This is a genomic window from Nocardia sp. NPDC057272 (assembly GCF_042668615.1).
Lineage (GTDB): Bacteria > Actinomycetota > Actinomycetes > Mycobacteriales > Mycobacteriaceae > Nocardia.
On record NZ_JBHUYK010000015.1, the window covers coordinates 62019 to 83422 of the forward strand.

17 protein-coding genes are annotated in these 21404 nt (G+C 67.1%); 14 read left to right on the forward strand and 3 right to left on the reverse strand.

The window, feature by feature from the left end; translation table 11 throughout:
* Positions 1-65 precede the first annotated feature (65 nt).
* Together ACFULV_RS20605 and ACFULV_RS20610 are read left to right on the forward strand one after the other, a co-directional pair.
* Positions 66-728 (forward strand): HEAT repeat domain-containing protein, encoded by a 663-nt coding sequence (locus ACFULV_RS20605; RefSeq protein WP_378658854.1) that lies wholly within the window; start codon positions 66-68, stop codon positions 726-728.
* Positions 722-1744 (forward strand): MerR family transcriptional regulator, encoded by a 1023-nt coding sequence (locus tag ACFULV_RS20610; RefSeq protein ID WP_378658856.1) that lies wholly within the window; start codon positions 722-724, stop codon positions 1742-1744. The genes ACFULV_RS20605 and ACFULV_RS20610 overlap by 7 nt, the downstream gene beginning before the upstream one ends.
* A gap of 74 nt (positions 1745-1818) precedes the next feature.
* On the opposite strand, the gene ACFULV_RS20615 is transcribed toward ACFULV_RS20610, so the two are convergent.
* A complete protein-coding gene (locus ACFULV_RS20615; protein WP_378658859.1) occupies positions 1819-2574 on the reverse strand; it encodes a dienelactone hydrolase family protein in 756 nt (251 codons plus the stop codon).
* Between the two features lie 177 nt (positions 2575-2751).
* Between ACFULV_RS20615 and ACFULV_RS20620 the strand changes: the two genes are divergently transcribed.
* The 5 genes from ACFULV_RS20620 (at position 2752) to ACFULV_RS20640 (ending at position 9419) form a co-directional block, all read left to right on the forward strand.
* Entirely contained in the window at positions 2752-3651 is a 900-nt protein-coding gene (locus ACFULV_RS20620) for a helix-turn-helix transcriptional regulator (protein ID WP_378658861.1), read from the forward strand.
* Positions 3652-3830: 179 nt separating this feature from the next.
* Entirely contained in the window at positions 3831-4637 is an 807-nt protein-coding gene (locus ACFULV_RS20625) for an LppX_LprAFG lipoprotein (protein ID WP_378629559.1), read from the forward strand.
* Between the two features lie 252 nt (positions 4638-4889).
* A complete protein-coding gene (locus tag ACFULV_RS20630; RefSeq protein WP_378658863.1) occupies positions 4890-6356 on the forward strand; it encodes a fatty acid desaturase in 1467 nt (488 codons plus the stop codon).
* 45 nt (positions 6357-6401) lie between these two features.
* On the forward strand, positions 6402-7571 hold the full coding sequence (locus ACFULV_RS20635) for a type III polyketide synthase (RefSeq protein ID WP_378658866.1): 1170 nt from the start codon (positions 6402-6404) through the stop codon (positions 7569-7571).
* Between the two features lie 12 nt (positions 7572-7583).
* Positions 7584-9419 carry an ATP-binding cassette domain-containing protein gene (locus ACFULV_RS20640; RefSeq protein WP_378658869.1) on the forward strand — a complete coding sequence of 612 codons (1836 nt, stop codon included), beginning with the start codon at positions 7584-7586 and terminating at the stop codon, positions 9417-9419.
* 42 nt (positions 9420-9461) lie between these two features.
* Here ACFULV_RS20640 and ACFULV_RS20645 read toward each other — a convergent pair whose 3' ends face one another.
* The gene (locus ACFULV_RS20645; RefSeq protein WP_378658872.1) at positions 9462-10358 is read right to left on the reverse strand and encodes a glucosyl-3-phosphoglycerate synthase; all 897 of its coding nucleotides are present in this window, start codon (positions 10356-10358) and stop codon (positions 9462-9464) included.
* A gap of 157 nt (positions 10359-10515) precedes the next feature.
* On the opposite strand from ACFULV_RS20645, the gene ACFULV_RS20650 reads away from it, so the two are divergent.
* From ACFULV_RS20650 to ACFULV_RS20660, 3 genes are all read left to right on the forward strand, one after another.
* Entirely contained in the window at positions 10516-11844 is a 1329-nt protein-coding gene (locus tag ACFULV_RS20650; protein ID WP_378658874.1) for a TerD family protein, read from the forward strand.
* Positions 11845-11924: 80 nt separating this feature from the next.
* Entirely contained in the window at positions 11925-12467 is a 543-nt protein-coding gene (locus ACFULV_RS20655) for an MOSC domain-containing protein (RefSeq protein WP_378658877.1), read from the forward strand.
* Between the two features lie 116 nt (positions 12468-12583).
* Positions 12584-13339, forward strand: a complete 756-nt coding sequence (locus ACFULV_RS20660) for a MerR family transcriptional regulator (protein WP_378658880.1) — start codon at positions 12584-12586, stop codon at positions 13337-13339.
* 134 nt (positions 13340-13473) lie between these two features.
* Here the strand turns inward: ACFULV_RS20660 and ACFULV_RS20665 are convergent, their stop codons facing one another.
* The gene (locus tag ACFULV_RS20665; RefSeq protein WP_378658882.1) at positions 13474-14490 is read right to left on the reverse strand and encodes a zinc-dependent alcohol dehydrogenase family protein; all 1017 of its coding nucleotides are present in this window, start codon (positions 14488-14490) and stop codon (positions 13474-13476) included.
* Positions 14491-14910: 420 nt separating this feature from the next.
* On the opposite strand from ACFULV_RS20665, the gene ACFULV_RS20670 reads away from it, so the two are divergent.
* The 4 genes from ACFULV_RS20670 to ACFULV_RS20685 are packed head-to-tail and all read left to right on the forward strand — an operon-like array spanning position 14911 to position 21404.
* Positions 14911-15882 (forward strand): NAD-dependent epimerase/dehydratase family protein, encoded by a 972-nt coding sequence (locus ACFULV_RS20670; protein WP_378658885.1) that lies wholly within the window; start codon positions 14911-14913, stop codon positions 15880-15882.
* Between the two features lie 30 nt (positions 15883-15912).
* Positions 15913-16710: a phytanoyl-CoA dioxygenase family protein gene (locus ACFULV_RS20675; protein ID WP_378658887.1), complete on the forward strand. Its 798-nt coding sequence runs from the start codon at positions 15913-15915 to the stop codon at positions 16708-16710.
* Between the two features lie 12 nt (positions 16711-16722).
* Positions 16723-17262 (forward strand): DUF6309 family protein, encoded by a 540-nt coding sequence (locus ACFULV_RS20680; RefSeq protein WP_378629534.1) that lies wholly within the window; start codon positions 16723-16725, stop codon positions 17260-17262.
* Positions 17259-21404 carry an AMP-binding protein gene (locus ACFULV_RS20685; protein WP_378658889.1) on the forward strand — a complete coding sequence of 1382 codons (4146 nt, stop codon included), beginning with the start codon at positions 17259-17261 and terminating at the stop codon, positions 21402-21404. Before ACFULV_RS20680 ends, ACFULV_RS20685 begins: the two co-directional genes overlap by 4 nt.

Genomic DNA, 21404 nt, shown 5'->3' on the forward strand with positions numbered 1-21404 from the left:
ACACGATCGAGCGCTTGACCCTGACACAGTGACAACGTCTTCACTGGAGGCAGGAGGTGGTTCCCATGAACTCGACACCAGCACACTCGGTAGACCCGCGGCTGCTTGCCGCATTGAGCGCGGAGACCGCGTCGATCAGGCTGCGGGCCGCCCTGGCCGCGGGCACACATTCTGACCCGGCGCTGCTCGGAGTCCTGATCGACCGCTGCGCCGTGGAGCCGGACTTCTTCGTCCGCGACATGCTCACCTGGGCACTGACCAGGCTCCCCGGCGAGCTGACCGTGCCGCGGCTGCGCGCTGAGCTGGAATCGGGGGGTGCCCAGGCCCGCAGCCAAGCGCTGCACACCCTGTCCAAGATCGGCGATCCGGCACTCTGGCCGGCGATCACCCCCGCGCTGCTGCGCGATCCCGACGACGACGTGGCCCGCAGTGCGTGGCGAGCCGCGGTTGTTCTCGTGCCCGATACCGAGCGCGCGGCGCTGGCCACCGAACTGGCCACCCAATTCGGGCGCGGTGATCGAGACGTCCGGCGCAGCCTGAGCCGGGCGCTGGCCACACTGGGTGAGGTGATCACCACCGTGCTCCACCGGGCGGCCGTCAGTACCGACCCGCACGTGCGAGGCCACGCACAGGCCACCGAGCAGCTGCTGCGCGACCCAGAGGCGGCCTTCGATCCCGACATCGACGCGGCGAAAAGAGTCGCGGCGCTCGACGGCGCACCGTGCTGATCGGCGAGGTGGCGCGGCGCTCGGGAGTCAGCACCCGAATGCTGCGCCACTACGACTCGCTCGGACTGGTGCGGCCCACCGGGCGCACCGTCGGCGGCTACCGCCAGTACTCCGACGCCGACATCCGCGGCATCTTCCACGTGGAAAGCCTGCGCTCCCTGGGCCTTTCGCTGCGCGAGATCGCCCGGGTACTGGCAGATCGATCGTTCACGCCGCAGACCTTGGTGAGCGATCTGATCGCACGCACCGAGGAACGGTTGGTGCGCGAGCGCGAACTACTCGAACGTCTGCGCGCTGTCGAGAACGCCGAGCCCGGCGACTGGCACGACGCGCTACGCATCGTCGAACTCGTGCGCACACTCGGCTCGACCGACCCGCACCGCCGCCTGCAGGCAGTGCTGAACCCGGCCGACAACGCGCCGGTGCCGGCCGAGATGCTGGCCGCGGCCGTGCTCACCGAGTCCGAACCCAACATGGCAGGCGCCCTGCGCTGGGCGCTGTCGCGGGCGGGCGAGGACGGACTGACCGGGCTCGCGCCCGGGCTGGCCGCCGCCGATGTCGAGGTCCGGCGACGGGCTGTGCTGGCAGTGGCGGAAATTCCGGGCGAGGCCGCGACCGCGCTGCTCACCGCCGCACTCGACGACCCGAACCCGACTGTCCGCGGGCCCGCCGCCCTGGCCGCCGGAAGCCGCGGGATGAGAGCGGCCGAGCCGATCCTGGTGGCCATGGTGATCGCGGGCACCAACGATGTCGACGCAGGCGAAGTGCTCGGCGCGCTGTCGCAGGACCCGGAATCCGCAGATCGAATTCTGGGCGCGCTGACCGCCGCGCTGACCGCACACGAAGACGACGCCGCCATCCGTATCCGGCTCGTTCAAGCACTGGTGGAGCTGCCCGGCACCCGCGCACTGGCGACCTTGCGGGCACTGAGCGCGGACACCGATCACTCCGTCGCGCTCGTCGCCACCGCCTTCACCGAACTGGTGGCTGCTCGGGCGACGAACCCGGATCGCTGATCACAACCGATGGTCTTCGGTGGTCCACCGGCCACCGTTGTCACCGAACCCGCGGGCCGGCCTGCGGAACAGACTCAGCGCAGGACGCGGGCGAACAAGCCGGTCAGCTCGGTCCAGTGCCGGGCATCGGCCCCGGCGTCATAGACATCGGTGTCGGATTGGGTGAAGCCGTGGTCGGCACCGGGATACACCTCGGTGCGGAAGACGGTGCCTGCGGCGGTGAAGGCGGCGTCGAGCTGTTCGATCTGTTCGGGCGGGAGGCCGAGGTCGGCGTCGGCGTGCGCGAGGTACACCTCGGCGGTGATTCGGTCGACTACGGCGTGCGGACTGGTGGAGTCTTCGGTGGCCAGTCGGCCGCCGTGAAAGCCGGCCACCGCGGCCACGCGGTCGGGGTAGGCGGCGGCGGTGTGTAGTGCGTGGCGCACGCCCATGCAATATCCGGACAGGCCCACCGGATTGCCCGTGGTCAGCGGGGACTCCGCCAGCCACGACAGATACGCGGCGGCGTCGGCGACGACGAGCTCGGGTGTCAACGCGGTCAGCAGCGGGCGCAGGACACCGAAGATCTCACCGCGCCGATCGGCCCCGATGAAATCGGGAAGGTCGACCACCGGTGCGGAACCGTGGCGGTAGAACAGATTCGGAACGAGCACCGTGAAGCCGTGGGCGGCGAGGCGTTCGGCGTCACGGCGCACCACCGGCCGCAGACCGAAGGCGTCGGAGAACACCAGAACCGCGGGGTGGGGCGCGTTGTCGTCGGGGTAGGCGAGGAAGGAATCGGCCTTGCCGTCGGCAGTAGCCACGGAGAGGGTGTGCGTGTGTACCGCCACGGCGGAACCTCCTGAGGGCGTCGAGTTGCCCACAATCTACTGATCGCGCAGCGGTGATCCGGCGCTCGAACCGGCCGGGATCGGCATTTGTGCACGCACTGAATTCGACGCAGCGCAAGCTGATCCGGGTACCGGCACCACCTGGATACCAGGATCGGCATGGACGACGATGATGGGATGAGTGAAGTGGTCGACATGCGCTCGGTGAGCACCGAGCGTCGCGCCCAACTCGGTGCGTTCCTGAAGTCCCGTCGCGCCAAGATCACCCCGGGGGATGTGGGTCTGCCATCAGGGTCGCGGCGGCGAACGCCGGGTCTGCGCCGGGAAGAAGTCGCGCAGCTGTCCGGCATCGGCGTCACCTGGTACACGTGGCTGGAGCAGGGCAGACCGATCAACGCCAGTGTGCAGGTGCTCGACGCGGTGGCGCGCACCCTCGGCCTGGATCACGCGGAGAAGGTGCATCTCTATCGCCTCGCGGATGTGCCGTCGGTGCCCGCTGCCGCGGTGGAGCCGGCGATGCCGCCGGGTCTGCCGATGATCCTGGACCAGCTCGCACCCTTGCCCGCGGTGCTTCTCGATTCCCGATACAACGTCCTGGCCTATAACGACGCCTATCGCGCATTGTTTCCCGGCCTCGCCCGCCCCGACGCCAATGTGCTGCGCACCGTGTTCGTGACACCGGAGTGCTGCAATCCCTATCGGCACAACGTCGACGATCTGCGCCGCATGGTCGCCTACCTGCGCGGTGCGTCGGTCCGTCACCTCGATGACCCGGCGTGGCAGGAACTGATCGACGAGTTGTGTGCGGCCAGCGCCGAATTCGCCGGGATGTGGGCCCGCAACGACGTGGCGGTGCCGGTGAACCTGGTCAAGGTGATCCAGCATCTCGCGGTGGGTGACCTCGCGATGAACCTGACGATCATGAGTCTGCCCGCCACCGACGGCGAGTGGATCCAGATCTTCACCCCTGTCGACGATGTCGAGGCCGCGAAGTTCGCCGTGCTGCTGGCGATGTCGGACGGCGAGCGGCGGCGCCCGGCCGACGATCATCGACGGCGGTTCCATGTACCGGGATGACCTGGGGTAACGCCGTCTCGCCCCGGGGTTCGGATACCCGTAATCGATAGCGCGACGAGACAACTCGCAAATCGAATTCCTCGGGTACTATCGCCGACGGGGGAGCACGAGATGAACGATGGTCTTCGGCTGCCCTATACCGATATACGACCATCTCCAGGGGATGAAACTTGATCCACATGACACCGAACCCCACCTCGCGTCGGCGCTTCGCGCGACGTTCCGGCATCACTTCGGTCGTCGCGGCGGCGGCGGTCTGCGCGGCCCTCGTATCCGGCTGCACCAAAGACGATTCGGCCACCACGGCGGGCCCGGCGCCCACCGGCCAGCTGCCCGAGGGCGCACAGATCGTGAAGGAGTCGGCGAAGACCACGCAGACCCTGCACAACGTGCACCTGAAGATCAACGTCAAGAACCTGCCCGACCTGCCGGTGGAAACCGTGTCGGCCGATGTCACCAACGAGACCCAGGGCTCGGGCGCGGCGATGGGCGAGGCGAAGGTCAAGCTCACCCCCGAAGCCGCGTTCACCGAGGCGAAGTTCCTTGTGGTGGACAAGGTCCTCTACACCCAGGCTGGTGGCCGCTACGTGCCGTCGGGTCCGGCGGAGAAGGTCTACGATCCGGGCGTCATCCTGGACAAGGACAAGGGCATCGCGAATGTGATCGCCAATATCCAGAACGCGAAGACCGAGGGCCGTGAGGTGATCGACGGCATCAACACCGTCAAGGTCTCCGGCACCATCGACTCCGCGGTGATCGACCCGATCGTGCCGCGCATCGGTCAGAACGCGGGCACCATGCCGATCACCGTGTGGATCCAGGACACCGCCCCGCCCGCCTCCGATTCGACCAAGCCCTCGGACGCCGCGTCCACCGGCGACGGCCCGAATCTTGTTCGCGCCGTGGTGAAGAAGGATCAGGGCGAGGTCACCGTCGGTCTGTCGAACTGGGCCAAGCCGGTCAACATCATCAAGCCCGCCGGCTGATAATCGCCGGTAATACCGGATCAACCCACACCGGTCCGGGGTCAGCGGAGCCTGGCACGCAGTGCCCTCCGCAGCCCCGGGCCGGTGTGTCGTCTGGGTGTCGCCCGCGGTAAACGAATCACGAACGCACGAGTGCGCATCCAATAAGAGAATGTTCAGCGAGATGCAAGGCGCCACAAGGACTATACGTGTCGGGACGCTGGTCGGCAGGCAACACGCATCGGACGCCGATCGGACACGGAGGAAGAACTAATGACGATCGATGATCGACCTGATGAAGCGGAGCGCGAGCTCCCGCCACCGCCCGGCCCGGGGGGTCGGCCTCCCGTCAACAACGTATGGGTTTATAACGGCAGAGCCTACGACCTGAGTGACTGGATCTCCAAGCATCCAGGCGGTGAATTCTTCATCGGCCGCACGAAAAATCGCGACATCACCTCGATCATCGGTTCCTACCACCGTGATCCGGAAAAAATCGCGCGGATGATCGAGCGTTACAGTCTCGGTCGCGATGCCACGCCCGAGGACATCCATCCGAAGAACAACGCCCCCGACTTCCTGTTCAAGGACGGCTTCAACAGCTGGGACGACACCCCGAAGTACAAGTTCGACAACAAGGCCGATCTGCTGCACCAGGTGAAGGCCCGGCTCAAGGAACCCGAGCTGGCGGCCCGGCTGAAGCGGATGGACCGCGCGTTCAACATCGTCGTCGGCGTGCTGATCTTCGCCTACATCGCCGTGCAGGCGCTGCGTCTCTACGACACGAGCTGGATGCCGTTGCCCGCCTTCGTGATCGCGATGGTGCTGCTGCGCAGCTCGCTGGCCGGGTTCGGTCACTACGCGATCCACCGCGCGCAGAAGGGCTTGAACAAGTACGCGGTCAACGCCTTCGACATGAACTATGTCGCGCTGTCTTTCGTCACCGCTGACGGGCACGCACTTCTGCACCACCCGCACACCCAGAGTGAAGTCGACATCAAGAAGAACGTCTTCACGATGATGATGCAGATCCCGCGCCTGTACCGGGTGCCGGTGCACACCGTACACAAGTTCGGACATCTGCTGACGGGCATGATCATTCGCCTCCTCGATGTCTGCAGGCTCACCCGCAAGGTGGGCATCAAGGACATGTACGGCAGCTGGCGTGGCGCGCTGCCACACTTCATCGGCTCGTTCGGGATGCGGTTCCTGCTGGTGGCCGAGTTCGTGGCCTTCGCCATCGCGGGTGACCTGCTCGCCTGGGGCCTGCAATTCGTGATCACGCTGTGGATCAGCACCTTCATGGTGGTGGCCAGCCACGACTTCGAGATCCCGACCGAGGAACTGCACACCGAGACCGAGGACTGGGCGGTGAACCAGCTCGAGCAGGCCTACGACCTGACCGTGGTCGGCAACAAGTACGTCGACTGCTTCCTCTCGGCGGGCCTGAGCTCGCACCGTGCCCATCACGTACTTCCGTTCCAGCGCAGCGGGTTTGCCAATATCGCCTCGGAGAACGTGGTGCGTGAGGAAGCCGCGAAGTTCGGCGTGGAGTGGCTGCCCGCCAAGAGCTTCTTCGGAGATCGTTTCCCCAAGCTGTGCCGGACCTATCTGCTCGCGCCCTCCCGTGAGGCCGAGGAGAGCCGGTGGGGTTTCGTGCGCGAACACTGCGCACCATCAGCGCTGAAGACCTGTGTCGTCTACACCGCGCAGGGCTTCTCCGGCATCGGAACCGTCTGACCCGGCCGTTGCCACCTCTGATCTGTCTCGAAAGGATTTGTGCCCGTGTCTGTTTCCTTTGACCTGCTCCGCACGCCCGACATCGAGCGCGGGCACGACCTGCTACCACCCACGCCGCCGACGACCGTCGGCGTGATCGAAGCGGTCGCCACCGGTTCGCCCTCGCTGGTCGTCGAGCAGTCCGTGAACGCGGGCCGGGTCGCCGAACTGTTCTCCGATCCCGTTCAGCGCCAGCGCATTCCGCGGATCTACGCCAAGACCAGGATCGACACCCGGCACCTGGCCATCGACCCACTCGACCCCGAGTTCCTCGAGTTCAGCCGCAAGCCCGGCACCATCCGGGAGCGGATGAACCTGTTCTTCGAACACGCCGTGCCGCTCGCCGTCGACGTCGCCCAGCGCGCCGTCGCGGGGCTGGCGAACCCGGCCGAGGACATCGGCCAGCTGATCTTCGTGACCAGCACCGGCTTCATCGCCCCCGGCGTCGACGTCGCGGTGGTCAAGCAGCTGGGTCTGTCGCCGAAGGTCGGCCGGATGGTCATCAATTTCATGGGTTGCGCCGCGGCCATGAACGGCATCCGCGCCGCCGTCGACTACGTCCGGGCCCACCCGGACAAGAAGGCGATGGTGCTGTGCATCGAATTGAGTTCGGTCAACGCCGTTTTCGACGATGACGTCAACGACGTGATCACCCACAGCCTGTTCGGTGACGGCTGCGGGGCGGTGGTGATCGGCGCCAACCAGGTACACAAGCCGCTCGCGGCCGGCAGCGTCGTGATCCGCGACAGCTTCAGCCACCTGTTCGACGACGCCGAGGACGGCATCGTGCTCGGTGTGAAGGACGCGGGCATCACCTGCGAACTGGCGACCAGCCTGCCCGACTACATCTACCGCGGTGTCGACCCGGTGGTGTCGGAAGTGCTGGCGCGCAACGGACTCGGCAAGTCCGATATCGAGTTGTGGGCGATCCACCCCGGTGGTCCCCGCATCATCGAGGAGTCGGCGCATTCGCTCGGCATTCCCGCCGAGCTGGCGGCGCCGAGCTGGGCGGTGCTCGCCGAGCACGGCAACATGCTCAGTGTCTCGCTGATCTTCGTGCTGGAGCGGATGATCCGCGACGCACAGACAGCGGCACCGATCTCTACCGGTGTGGCGTTCTCGTTCGCGCCCGGTGTCACCCTCGAGGGCATCGTGTTCGATGTCATCCGAAGCTGAGAGCCGAAGGTTATGCATCTGCTCCGTTTTCTCGCCGCGCTGTCGCCGGCCAGGATCGCGGCCGTCGTCGCCGCGGGCCTGATCTGCGGCGCCGCCAACACCTATCTGGTGACGCTGATCAACGCGGTCGTCTCGCCGCGCCCGCAGCCGGACAACCTGCTGCTGCGCTTCGGCGGCACGGGTCTGGTGATCCTCGTCAGCGGTGTGCTGTCGCAGGTTCTGCTGATCCGGCTGTCGCAGGACGCGATCTACCGGTTGCGCAGCGACTTGAGCTCCGGAATCGTCTCCGCCCCACTGGAACACCTCGAACGGCTCGGCATGCACCGCCTGATGGCGACGCTCACCGAGGACGTGCGTTCGCTGTCGCAGGCCGTCACCGCCATTCCCTCGATCTGCGTGGATGTGGCGACCATCGTCGGCTGCTTCGTGTTCCTCGCCGTGGTGTCGGGACCGATTTTCGCGGTCACGGTCGGCGGCACATTGGTCGGCATCGCGTGTGTCGAACTGGTTCTCAAGCGCGTCCGCGGTATCTACCGGGAAGCTCGGGAGAACGAGGACGCGTTGCTGCGATCGTTCCAGGCCGTCACCCTCGGCATCAAGGAACTGAAGCTGCACCGTGGTCGTCGCCGTGACTTCATGGACCGGCACCTGCTCGGTTCGGCGGGTACGCTGCGCGACCAGAACACCGACGCGGGCTCGAAGTTCTCCTACGCCCAGGGCTTCGGCCAGGCGCTGCAGCTGGCCACGATGGCGCTGATCCTGTTCGTCATCGCGGCCGCACTGGATCTGCCGCGCGAGACGATGGTCGGCTACGTGCTGGTCACCACGTTCCTGGCGATGCCGATGCAGAACTTCATGCACCGCATCCCCGATCTGCTGCGTGGTGATGTGGCGCTGGCCAAGATCCGGGCGATGAACCTGTCGATGACGACGTTGCACGACGAGGAGTCGCTGCCGTATTCGGAGCGTCCAGCGGCAGGGGAGGCCAAGCTGGAACTGACCAACGTCAGCTACATCTATCGCTCGGAGGCGCCCTCGCAGGTGCCACCTCCGCCGGGATCGCACGGGCCGGGTGGGCATCCGCCGCGTCCCGGGATGCCGCCGCGGGAGGGCGACGGCAGGCCGCGGCATCCGCATCCCGCCCACCCCGGCGCACATCCGGGTGGCGGTCCGGTGGATGTCAACGGCAAGAACTGGGTCGACCACGGTGGCGTCGATGTGCGCCCGCTGGCTCCGCCGCCCGGGCTCGACGAGTCCGAGGATGCCGGTTTCCGCCTCGGCCCGATCGACCTGGTTTTCGAACCGGGCCAGATCACGTTCATCGTCGGTGGCAACGGCAGCGGGAAGTCGACGCTGGCCAAGCTCATCACCGGTCTGTATGTGCCACGCTCGGGGTCGTTGTCGCTCAACGGGGAGAGGATCGACCACGACAACATCGAGTGGTACCGGCAGAATTCGTCGGCGGTGTTCACCGATTTCCATCTGTTCGAGGACTACCTGGGTTTCGACCGCCCCGGTATCGACGCCGAAGTCCAGCGTTATCTCGACGAGTTGCAGATCGCGCACAAGGTGACGGTGCGGGACGGGCGGTTGTCGACCGTCGACCTGTCGCAGGGGCAGCGCAAGCGGTTGGCCCTGCTCACCGCCTTGCTCGAAGACCGCCAGATCTATGTCTTCGACGAATGGGCCGCCGATCAGGAGCCTCGGTTCCGCGACGTGTTCTACCACGAGATCCTCACCGATCTGAAGCGCCGCGGTAAGACGGTCATCGTGATCACCCATGACGACCGGTACTTCGATTGCGCCGACCAATTGGTGAAGCTCGACTTCGGTCTCGTCGCTGTGTGACGCGTGAACGCCGGTCCCTCGCGGGGCCGGCGTTCTCGTGTGTCAGGCGATGTCGCGGTACTCGGCGATGCGGCGCGACATCGGTGGCCGGTCGGCCAGGCTGACCTCGGAAGGTGTTCGCCGCCAACCGGTTTCCCCGGGCAGGAACTGCACCAGGCCGATCCCGGAATCCCGGATGCCGAGCCGGTCGAGCAGAGTCGCCACGACCTGGCGGCTCATCACCGCGAGTTCGTGCGTCGGCCGGTTGCGATGCACGCGGATCCCGAGGTCGACCTGGGCGATGGCCGACAAACCGCGCCGCTGCCAACAATCGAGCAGGATCCCGATCTCCGCGCCGTACCCGCCGGCGATGGAGATCTGCTCGAGAAACGCACGCGTGGCGCCACATTCGCCGCCGAGCGGCTGGATGATCTCGGCCAGCGCGGGTGCGAGCGCGGTGAGCAGCGGGCGCGCCACGAGCTGTGTGACCCGGCCACCGTCGTCGGCGTCATCGGTCATCGGCCTGCGATAGAAGCCCTTCACCAGGGCGATGTGGGGGTCGGCGAGCAGCGGTGCGAGCAAGGTGGGCACGAACATCGGATCGGGTTCGACGAGATCCGCGTCCAGGAAAACGATCAGATCACCGGTACACACCGCCATCGACCGCCACAGCACCTCGCCCTTGCCCGGCCGCACCGCCACCCCCGGCAACGCCTCCTCCCGGGTGAAGACCTCGGCCCCGGCGGCGCGCGCCCGCGCGATGGTGCGATCAGCGGACCCGGCGTCGAGCACGACCAACTCGTCGACCAGCCCATCGGGCAGCGACTTCACCGAAGCAACCACCCCGGCGACGGTGTCCTCGTCATCCAGCGCGGGCACCACCACCGAGACCCGACGACCCGCCTTGCGGTCGATCAGTTCACGGACGTCCATCCAGCCAGTCAACGACACACTCGTCACTCCCGCTACCGCTGCGTCTCGATCTGTGACCGAACCCAACGGTTTTCCGCCGATGCTTGGACATACCTACAGGTCCGTGCCGGTCATCGAACGCAGACCCGATGGCAGGCTCGGCGGGTACCGTGGGGCTCAGCCGACCGGTGGAGGGGCAGAAATCATGAGTGGGAGCGCGGCAACGATGGTCGAGGTGTCCAAGGGGTCCAAGACCGATCTCGTCGACGGGCGATACACGGTGCGTCTGGATCTGGACGGCCCGGCCGGAGCGGTGGACATCGCGGCGGTGCTGTTGACCGCCGACGGCAAGGTGCGTTCCGACGCCGACTTCGTGTTCTTCAACAATCCGGTCGCGTCGGGTGTTCGGTTGGAGTCCGATGCTGTTGTCGCGGTCGATCTTTCGGCATTGCCCGCTGAGATTCATCGGGTGGTGATCACCGGGAGTACGGAGGCGCAGGGGATCGAGTTCGGGGCGGTCGCCGGGTTGCGGGTCTCCGCTGTCGGTTCCAGTCAATCGGTGAGTTTCGTGCCGCCGGGCCTGGATTCGGAAACGGTGCTGCAAGCTGTGGCGCTGTATCGGCGGGGGAGTGGGTGGCGGCTCGATGCGATCGGTCAGGGATACAGCGCCGGGCTGGCGGCGTTCGCGACCGATCACGGCATCGTCGTCGACGCGGACGAAGAACCGGCCGACGTGTCCGCGCACGTGGCCGAAGTGCCTGCGCCCCAGAGTGTTACACCCCCGGCGCCCTCGGTCGATCTGCGCAAAGTCGATGTCGTGCTGACCAAGGATTCGCCGGATCGCCGCGCCACGATCGACCTGCGCAAGGGCGATCCGGGCTACGTCCTGACCGTCGGCCTCGAGTGGGACGGCCGCGGTGCGAAATACGACGCGAACGGTCGTGTCACCGAGTTCGGTACGGGCGACCTGGACGTGTACTTCTTCTGCCGCAACGAGATCACCGGCGACTACGTTGTCCTCAGCGGCGAGAATGGCCACCAGGGTGACATCACGCGGTGGCCGTTCATCCATCACCAGGGCGACACCCGCGGCCCCGGGGCCGACAACCTCCCCGCCACCGAACAGGTCACCGTCCGCCCCACCGAGAACGGCGATCTGCTCCTCAATGTCTACCAATCCGTGGACAACGGTGCGGGCGCCATCGACAAGTTCGGCAACCCCCGCGTCCGCGTCCGCTACGGCCGTCCCGGCCCCGACGGCCTCCCCGACAAGGATGCCGACCAGATCACCGTCGTCATCGGCAACGGCAAGAGCTCCTTCTGGGCCACCGTCGCCCATATCGATGTGCGTGACGGCATCCTCACTGTCGACGGCACCATCCACTACAGCCGAGCCTTCAGCGAACGCATGCCCGTCCTCGACACCGACGGCACCTGGGTCCGCTCCGCCAAGAACGGCCCCGTAGGCCGCAGCAAGAAGGCCAACGGTCTCGGCTTGAGCCGCTACGAAGGCCAGTGCCCTACCCCTCGCTGAGGCGAAAACCACCGGATAGACAGCGCTGTGCGGGGTTACGCTCGCCGTGACGTTTCGAACGACGAGGGGCACGAAACACGATGAGCGGCACAGTGATCGCGGTGAACAGCAACGGTGAGTACTCGTTCACCAAGCCGACCAGGCCGAGCATTCGGCTCTTGACAGGACTCGGTGTGGAGGGCGATGTCCACGCGGGAACAACGGTCAAACACCGCTCTCGTGTCGCCCAGGACCCGACCCAGCCGAACCTGCGGCAGGTTCATCTCATGCACGAGGAGCTCTTCACCGAGGTCGCCGAACACGGATTCGCCGTATTCCCCGGCGATCTCGGCGAGAACATCACCACCGGCGGCCTGGATCTACTCGCACTGCCGGTGGGGGCGCTGCTGCGGATCGGTTCCGCCGCGGTCGTGGAAATAACCGGCCTGCGCAACCCGTGCGTCCAGATCGACAGGTTCCAAGACGGGCTGTTGAAGCAGCTCGTCCACCACGACGCGGCAGGCACTCTTGTGCGTAAGGCCGGAATCATGGGCGTGGTCGTCACCGGTGGCGAGGTCCGACCCGGCGACAGCATCGTCGCCGAACTTCCGCCGCAGCCGTGGAAGGCGCTGGATCGGGTCTAGCGATGTCGTGACCTCTGGATTCGGCGGGCGTATTCGGGCTTGCACCTGACGTAACGTCAGGTTCTACCGTCGGTGACACCGGCGCACAGGGCGCCGGTGGAAGTGGGATGAAGCGGATGGACCAGCGCGGAACCGAGCGTGTGTGGAAAGTCGGTGAGCTCGCGGCCGAGGCCGGATTGACGGTGCGGACGTTGCATCATTACGACCGGATCGGGCTGGTACACCCGGCGCAACGCTCCGGCACCGGCCACCGGCTCTACACCGCGAGCGATGTGGAGCGGCTGTATCAAGTGCTGGCCCTGCGTCAACTGGGCCTGGGGCTCGACCAGATCGCCGATCTGCTCGAGGGCTCCGTGGCGATGACGAAGGTACTGGCCGCTCACCGCGACTATCTTGCGGCGCAACTGGCCGCGACCCGGGATCTGCATGCCTTGGTCGCGGCACTGACCGCCACCGCGCAAAGCCGGTCGGACGCATCCACGGATCACTTCCTGGAATTGATCAGGAGGACCGTCATGGTCGACGACACCATCAAGCAATACTTCACCGAAGAGCAGTTGACCCAGCTCGCACTGCGCCGGGAACAACTCGGTGAACAGCGCATTCAGCAAGCCGAAGCGGACTGGGCCGTGCTGATCCCCCAGGTCGACGCGGCGATCGTGGCGGGCATGGACCCGACCTCACCCGAGGCGCAGGAGATGGCGGCTCGGTGGATGGGACTGCTGGAAGCGTTCCACGGTGGCGACGACGGTCTGCGCGACAGCATGTACCGGATGCAGGCCGAGGAGTCCGACCGGATCGAGAGCGAGTTCTGCGGACCCTCACCCGCGCAGATCGAGTTCATCACGACCGCGAACGCCGCACGCGGGTAGCGGATTCGGCAGGAGTCGCCGCTTCGAAATCGGGGCGCGAGCAACGGCAACCAGTGGGGCGCGGGAATGCTTCCCGCGCCCCGCGACAATGTCGGTGGCCGAGGCCAAGGCAACGCAGCGCCGTTGCTCGGCATTCACGGTAGTAGCAGGGCTTTGACGGCTCGGCGTTCGTTCATCGCGCGGTAGCCCTCGGCGATCCGGTCCAAGGGGAGCGTGAGGTCGAAGACTCGGCCGGGGTCGATACGGTCGGTGCGGACGCGATCGATGAGATCGGGAAGGAACCGGCGCACGGGGGCCGCGCCGCCGCGCACCCCCACCGCGGATGCGAGGATCTCGGCACTGTCGAGTTCGACATCATGGGGAATGCCGACGACGCCCAGATTCCCGCCCGCGCGGGTCGATCGGAGAGCCTGGGTCACCGATTCGCCGGTGCCGACGCATTCCATCACCGAGTCCGCGCCGATGCCGCCGGTGAGCTCCAGGACTACCGCGACGCCCTCCGTGCCACGCTCGGTGACGATATCGGTGGCACCGAACGCCAGTGCGAGCTTCTGTCGCGCGGGATGTCTGCTCATCGCGATGATCCGTTCGGCGCCCAGTTCCCGGGCGGCGAGCACCGCGCACAGCCCGACCGCGCCGTCGCCGACCACAACGGCGGTCGCACCTGGGCGTACCTCGGCGGCGATGGCGGCGTACCAGCCGGTGCCCATCACATCGGAGAGGGCGAGCAGGCTGGGCAGGTGGCGGCGATCGGGGGTCTCGTCGAGCGCGACGAGGGTGCCCGCGGCGTTCGGGATACGGATGTATTCGGCCTGGCAGGTGCTCAGGAATGCGCGGTGCACACAGCGGGATTGGTAGCCGTGGCGACAGTTCGGGCAGGTGTTGTCGGAGGTGGCGAACGAGCCGACGACGAACTGGCCGGGCCGGAGCGTGCGCGCCTCGGTACCGACCTCTTCGATGACACCGATGTACTCGTGGCCCATCGGTTGCGGTTCGTGCACGGCCTCGATGCCGCGGTAGACCCACAGGTCCGTGCCGCACACGCAGGTCGCGACGGTGCGGATGATCGCATCGGTCGATGCCTCGATCCGGGGGTCGGGCAGCTGTTCGACGCGGACGTCGCCGGGAGCGTGGATGACGGTGCCGCGCATGAGATCGCTCCTGCCGTTGATCGACCAATTACCCACCTGTGCGTAATGCGATTGATTCGATCCAAACACAGTGTGGCGCAGAGCAAGACGGGAACGACAGCTGCGTCGCTTATGTCCCGTTCGGCGCGCCCGCACCCGGTGATCCCCTGATTCCGCAGCGCATCTGCTGGCCGGGTGCCTCGCCGCCTGCACCCCCTCGACTGTGTCCGATACTCGACCCGGCGTCACATCACGACTCGGCCTGCGAACGCAATGTTGAAACCGGTTGAGTTGCAACATTATTGGATAACAGCGTGTTACGGTGACTGGACCGTCGGGTTCGGCAGATGTTCCGAAATAGCGTGTAGGACAACATCGTTCACAACTCGAGCCATCCACTCGTGATGGTTCTCGACCACTTCTTCTCAGGGGGCCTGAGTGATGCGTGCGTTGGTGACCGGAGGAGCCGGATTTGTCGGTTCGCATGTGACGGATGCGCTCGTGGCACGCGGCGCCGAAGTGCTCGTGATGGACGACCTCAGCCACGGCAATGTTCGAAATCTCGAGTCGGCGTTGCATCGCGGCGCGGACTTGGTCAGTGCGGACGTCCGATCAGCGGACACCGTTCGCGAGATCATGCAGCGGTTTCATCCGGATGTGGTGTTCCATCTCGCCGCGCAGGTCAGCGTCCATTATTCGATCGCGGATCCGGTGACAGACGCCGAGCAGAACGTGGTCGGTGTGGTCAGTGTGCTGGCCGCCGCAGTGGCTGCCGGGGTGCGGCGCGTGGTGTTGAGTTCGACCGGCGGCGCGATCTACGGCGAGTCCGCGCACTACCCGACACCCGAGGCGACCGCGCCCGATCCACCGTCGGCCTACGGTTTGGCGAAATGGGCGGGCGAACGATACGGGCGCTGGTTCGCCGACACCACGAATATCGATGTCGTGGCCCTGCGATACAGCAATGTCTACGGTCCGCGGCAATCACTCGACGGTGATGCCGGTGTCGTGCTGCGTTTCTGCGCGGCCGCGCTGGAACGTCGTCCGCCGATCATCTACGGCGACGGAATGCAGACCCGGGATTTCGTCTACGTCGACGATGTGGTGGAAGCCAATATTGCTGCCGCGCAATGTGGTCAGCACAGTTTCGGTGAATACAACGTGGGTACCGGGGTCGAGATCACCGTCAACGGACTGGTCGACGCGATTCGCACCGCCGCGGGCCTGCAACCGACCGCGTGGCTGCCGCATTATGCCGCCGCTCGCGACGGTGAAGTGCGCCGCAGCTGCCTCGATGTCGCCCGCGCCCGCGCCGAGCGAATCCTCGAGGCGACCACCGCCCTGCCGAATGGCATCGAACGCACCCTGAATTGGCTGCGGGACGCGCAAGCGTCCCTGGTTCCCACCGTGTAATCGCTTGTTGTCGAAGGGAGGGGCGGGCTGATGCGGCCTGTTCTCGATGATGATCACACCGGAATTCTCGCGGCGAGACAATTCGCCGAATCGGGCTATCTGATCGTGCCGGGATTGATTCCGGACGAGCTGCGCGCACGGCTGTTACCGGAAGTGGACCACTGGGTGGACCAGGGATTACGTGCCCGGTCGATCGACAGTTGCCGCGATCCCGCGACCTATGGGATACCGCCGGTGATGGAACTGGAATTGCCCGCGCACGGGGAAATACTGACGTATCGGCCGCTGATGGCGATCCTGTCCCAGCTGCTCGGACCCGATTTCGTCTACCACCATCTGCACAGTGACCGCCATGACGCGACGATCGCGTCGAAATCGTGGCATCACGACTATGAACCCAACGATCTGGCGGATTTTTCCCTGGCGATGGTGCATACGCTGCATTACCTCACCGGACTCGATGACACCATGGCCGCGCTGGTGATTCTGCCGGGGTCGCATCATCAGTCGCGCGAAAAGTCGGCGATGGCGCATGTCGGCACCGACCATCTCGATGGTGAGGTGGTGATCGATTCGCTACCACCGGGTTCGACGGTGCTCTTGCATTCGGCGTTACTGCATGCGCGACGCCTGTCGACGATGACATCGGAGCGGCATCGCTACTTCGTCGACGCGTCCTATTGCCAGACCGGCGCGGCGCGCTGGCGACCGGTGAAACCGTATTGGCGCCATATGTTGGCACGTGCGCGTGAGCTGGGCCTCGACACCGGGCTTTCGCCGGAGTTGTTCGCCGACAAGCATTTCCGAGACGATATCGCACAAGGATAGGGGCGCCCGATCATGAGAATCGTCGGAGACAGCGATCTCGCCGAGGTATTGGCGATCTACCGGGATGAGCATTGCGCGCACGGGGCGGAAGAGGGTGTGCGGTTTCGCGAAGGGGAGGACAACCTTCGCCGGGGTGACGAATTGTCGGGCACCTGGACCCGGGTGCTGTTGTCGCGGGCTGATCTGGCCGCGGTGACCCTGCCCTGGCATCTGAGCGAGGGCGGCGACCGGGAACTGGTGCCGCGCACCGGGCTGACAGTCGAACAGGCGGCCGCACGGCTGCGCACCGAACGGGCCGATCTGGCTGCCGCCAACCCGGTGTGCACGGGGCTGATCACCGCCCTCACCGGAGCGCCGTTCACCACGGTGTTTCTCAGCGCCGCTCCGGCCGGGCACAGCGACTATGCCGATCTGCGGGCAGAGGAAGGACTGTTCCACCTCGACGGGCTGCACCGCATGATCGCGTGGGAACTCGCGGGCAGGCTTCCCGAGGGGGATCTGATCGACGGTGTCGTGGCCGGTGAGCTGCGCGGCGAAGGTGTGCGGCGATGAAGGCGGACACGCTGATCGACCTGTTGCGGCGTAACGCGCGCGAACACCCACAGCGACCCGCACTGGCCGATGCCGACCGTGTGTTCACCTATCGCGAGGTCGAGCGAATAGCCGAGGCGACCGCGGACCGACTGCGTGCGTCGGGGGTCGGCCGGGGCGATCGTGTCGCTGTTCTCGGCGAACGAGACGCCCGGCAATGCGCGCTGATGTTCGGGGTGTGGTGCCGGGGCGCGGTCGCGGTTCCGGTCGAATCCTCGTGGAGTGCGGGTCAATTGCGTCGCCGGCTCGGCGCTGTCGGGGCACGCTGTGCGGTGTCGGCGACGGTCTCCGACTACGGGTCGATCGTCATCGATCCGGTCGAGGCGATCGAGAGCGACGCACGGGACGGTGCGTGCCCTGTCGATGCCGGTGACCTCGCCTATCTCTCGTTCACGTCCGGGTCCTCGGGCGAGCCGAAGGCGGTCGCGGTCACGCACGGTAACGCGACCCACTATGCGCGGTCACTGTGCGAACGACTGGGTTTCGATGCGGGCAACGCGCCCTGCGTCGGGCATGTCACGACCTTGGCGGCCGATCTCGGCCACACGGCGTGGTTGCTCGCACTGGCCAGCGCCGGGTCGGTGCACGTTGTCGCCGATCGCGACACCCGCGACCCAGCGGCCTTCTGGCCCGCGGTGCGCCGGGCGGGCATCTCGGTCCTGAAGACGACGCCATCTCACCTGGGCGCGCTCGAACAGGACACGGACCGTGGGCCTTTGGACGCAGTGCTGCTCGGTGGCGAACCGCTCTCCCGTGCCTTCGCCGCGAGCTTGCTCACCCGCGGTATCGCGCACCGGGTGGTCAATCACTACGGTCCCACCGAGACGACCGTCGGCGCGACGTGCTTCGTGGCGACCACCGCGGACGAACTGCCCGAGGAGGAGATCGTTCCCATCGGAACGGCCATCGGCGCGACAACGACGCTGTGCTTGCTCGACGACGGGGGCGATCCGGTCCCCGACGGATCGGAGGGCGAGCTGTACATCGGCGGAAAGGGGGTCACCGCAGGATACTTCGGGTCGCCGGGTGACACCGCGAGAAAATTCGTGCCGCGCGACGGTGACCGGGTCTACCGCACCGGTGACATCTGCCGGCGGCGCGCGGACGGAGCGCTCGTGTTCGTGCGCCGCGTCGACCGTCAGGTGAAGGTCCGTGGTTTCCGGGTCGATCCCGCCGAGGTCGAACGAGCCGCCGAGTGCGTGCCCGGCGTCGAGCGGGCAGCCGTGGTCGTCCAGCCGACGGCGACGGGCCATCGGCTTCGTGCGGCTGTTCGGCTGACACCGCGTACCGACGATGCGGCGACAGTGGCGGCACTGCGTGCCTACTTGCACGAGGTGCTGCCGGATTACGCGGTGCCACAGCCGATCTTCGTGCTGCCGGAGCTGCCGCTGGGGTCCACGGGCAAGCTGGATCGCCCCCGCGTCGGCGCGATGGTGACGGCATTGCTCGATTCCCGTGCGGGCGGTGCCGCCGGCCCGACTCGTCGAGGCGACGATCCGGCAGGCGGCCTGGCGCACAGTATCGCCGCATTGTGGGCAGGTGCGCTGGGAGTGCCGTCGGTTGATCCCGAGGCCGACATCATCGACCTCGGTGGCGATTCGATTCTGGCCATGCGCACGATCGCCTACCTCTACCGGCGTGGTCAGCGCGTGACGTTCGACGACTTCTACCAGCATCCGACCCCGCGGCGGCTGGCGGCGGCCGCACGACCGATCGATGCCGTCGCGACGAGAGCCGCGGGGGGACAGCAGCCCGGGCGCCGGCCCGGGCCTGCCCAGCGGTGGATGTTCGCACAGCCGGTCGGTGATCACCGCCAGTGGAATCAGTCGGTGGTGCTGCGCTGCGGTCACGCTGTCGACGCCGGTGTCCTGTCGCGCGCGGTGACCGATCTCGCCGAGCGACATGCTGTGCTGCGTACCGAGATCGGGCCGACCGGACCGGGTGCCTGTCGCGACGTCGACGAAATGGCGGCGGTCTCGTTCTCCCGGTTGCCGCGATCGGCCGCGCGGATCGCGGAGTTCGTCGAGGGCACCTGCACCGACCTGCACCTCGGCCTGGATCCGGCGGCGGGGCGGCTGCTGCGCGTGCACCTGTTCAGCGGCGGCGGCGATCACGACGACCGCCTCGCCATCATCGTCCACCACCTGGCCGTCGACGGGTTCTCCTGGCACATCCTGCTCGACGATCTCGCCTACGCGTATCGAACGGCCTTGCACGGCAAGCGGTTCGACCTTCCGGGTACCGGTGACTACTACCGCTGGGCGGCTGATCGTGGCGGCTCCGTGGCCGCGCCGGTGCGGCGCCCGGCTCGCACGATCGGGCCCGCGCCACGACCGGCGAGCCTGGTGTGGACGTTGGACCGGACCGCGACGGCCGCGCTCGTTCGCGAGTACGGCGGTGCGCAAGGCCTCGAGGCCCTGCTGCTGTCGGCATTCGCCGCGGCGGTGCGGCGCGGTGAGGAGCAGTCGCGGATCGCGGTCGAGGTGGAGACCCACGGTCGTGACGTCGGTGACGGCGGCGGCGAGTACCTCGATACGGTCGGCTGGTTCACCGCCGCCAAATGGATACTGCTGGAACGACGTTCACCGTCGGAGCCCACCCACTCGGCCGCGGAGATCGAGCATCTCCTCGCGGGCACGCCCGAGCAGCCGATGGACACCGTGGGCGCGCGCCCCGACATCGGGTTCAATTTTCTCGGCACGTTCGAATTGCCGGACAAGCAGACCCTGGATTGGTCGGTCGCGCCGGAACAGGCGGGTACCGCGCGCAATCCCCACTGCGACCTGCTCTATCGGCTCAAGCTCACCGCTCGCATCGTCGAGGGCCGCCTCGTCACCGACCTCGTGCACCCGGGGTCCCCGGACTCCGACGACCGGGCGCGCCAGATCATGACCCGTTTCGCCGCTGCCGTCGCCGAGTACGCGGGCACGGCGGCCGCCCCTGCCACGACATCGGCGCTGTCGACATCGGGGCAGGTCCTGCTCGCGGGCGCGCGCGCACCGCGGGCCGGGGTTCGGGTGGTCGAGGAAGCGCCGCGCGTGCTGGTGACCGGCGCGACGGGTTATCTGGGCGGGCACCTGCTCTCGGCGCTGCTCGCACGCAACGCGCACGTGACGTGTCTGGTGCGCGGGGACCGCGACATCGAGGCCCGCCAGCGGCTGCGCCACGTGCGGGGTATCCGGGTGCTCGCCGGCGACATCACCCGGACCGACCTCGGGATGTCGGCCGATGCGACGCGCGCGGCGGGACGGGCGCAGGTGATCATCCACGCCGCCGCCGACACCCGACTGGTCGCCGCACCCGCCGAACTCGAACGAACCAACCACACCGCGGTGTCCGGACTCCTCGCCTGGATCGACGCGCACGCACCCGACGCCCGGTTCCACCACCTGTCGACCCTCGGCGTCGCCGGCGGTGTCGAGGGCAACGCGCGACGATTCAGCGAAGCCGACCTGCCGATCGGTCAGTACTTCCGAACGCCGTACGAACGGGCCAAATTCGGGGCAGAGCTGACAGTGCGACGGTGGGCGGCTCAGGGTCGGCAGTGCTATATCCATCGCAGCGGGCACATCGCGGCCGACAGCCGGACCGGCGCGTTCCAACGCAATATCGGGGACAACCGCGTGTACCAGATGATCCGCGGCTACCTGCTCGCCGGCGCGGCGCCACGTCGGCCCGCGGTGAGTTTCGGGTTCTCCCACGTCGACACCGTCGCCGCGGCGATCGCCACACTGGCAGGCCGACCCGCCTGCGCGCCCGGGGTCTATCACATCGAAACCCCGCACCTGGTGGCCCACGACGAGCTCGTGGCCTGGAGCGCCGCGGCGGGCTATCCGGTCGCGCTCACCGACGACACGGCGTTCACGGCAGCACTCGCCCGGGTCGAGGGGTCGCATTCGGCGGCGGTGCGGCAGGCCATGGCGTGGTCGCACCACGACGCGGACCGCAACGTGCGGATCGACAGTTCCTGGACGGTCGCCGCGCTCGACCGGCTCGGCATCCATTTCGCCGCGCCGACCCCGAGATGGTGGTCGACCGCGCTGGCGTGGGGGGCCGAGACCGGATACTTCCCGGCCGTCGCGACCGCCGACCGCACCGCCTGA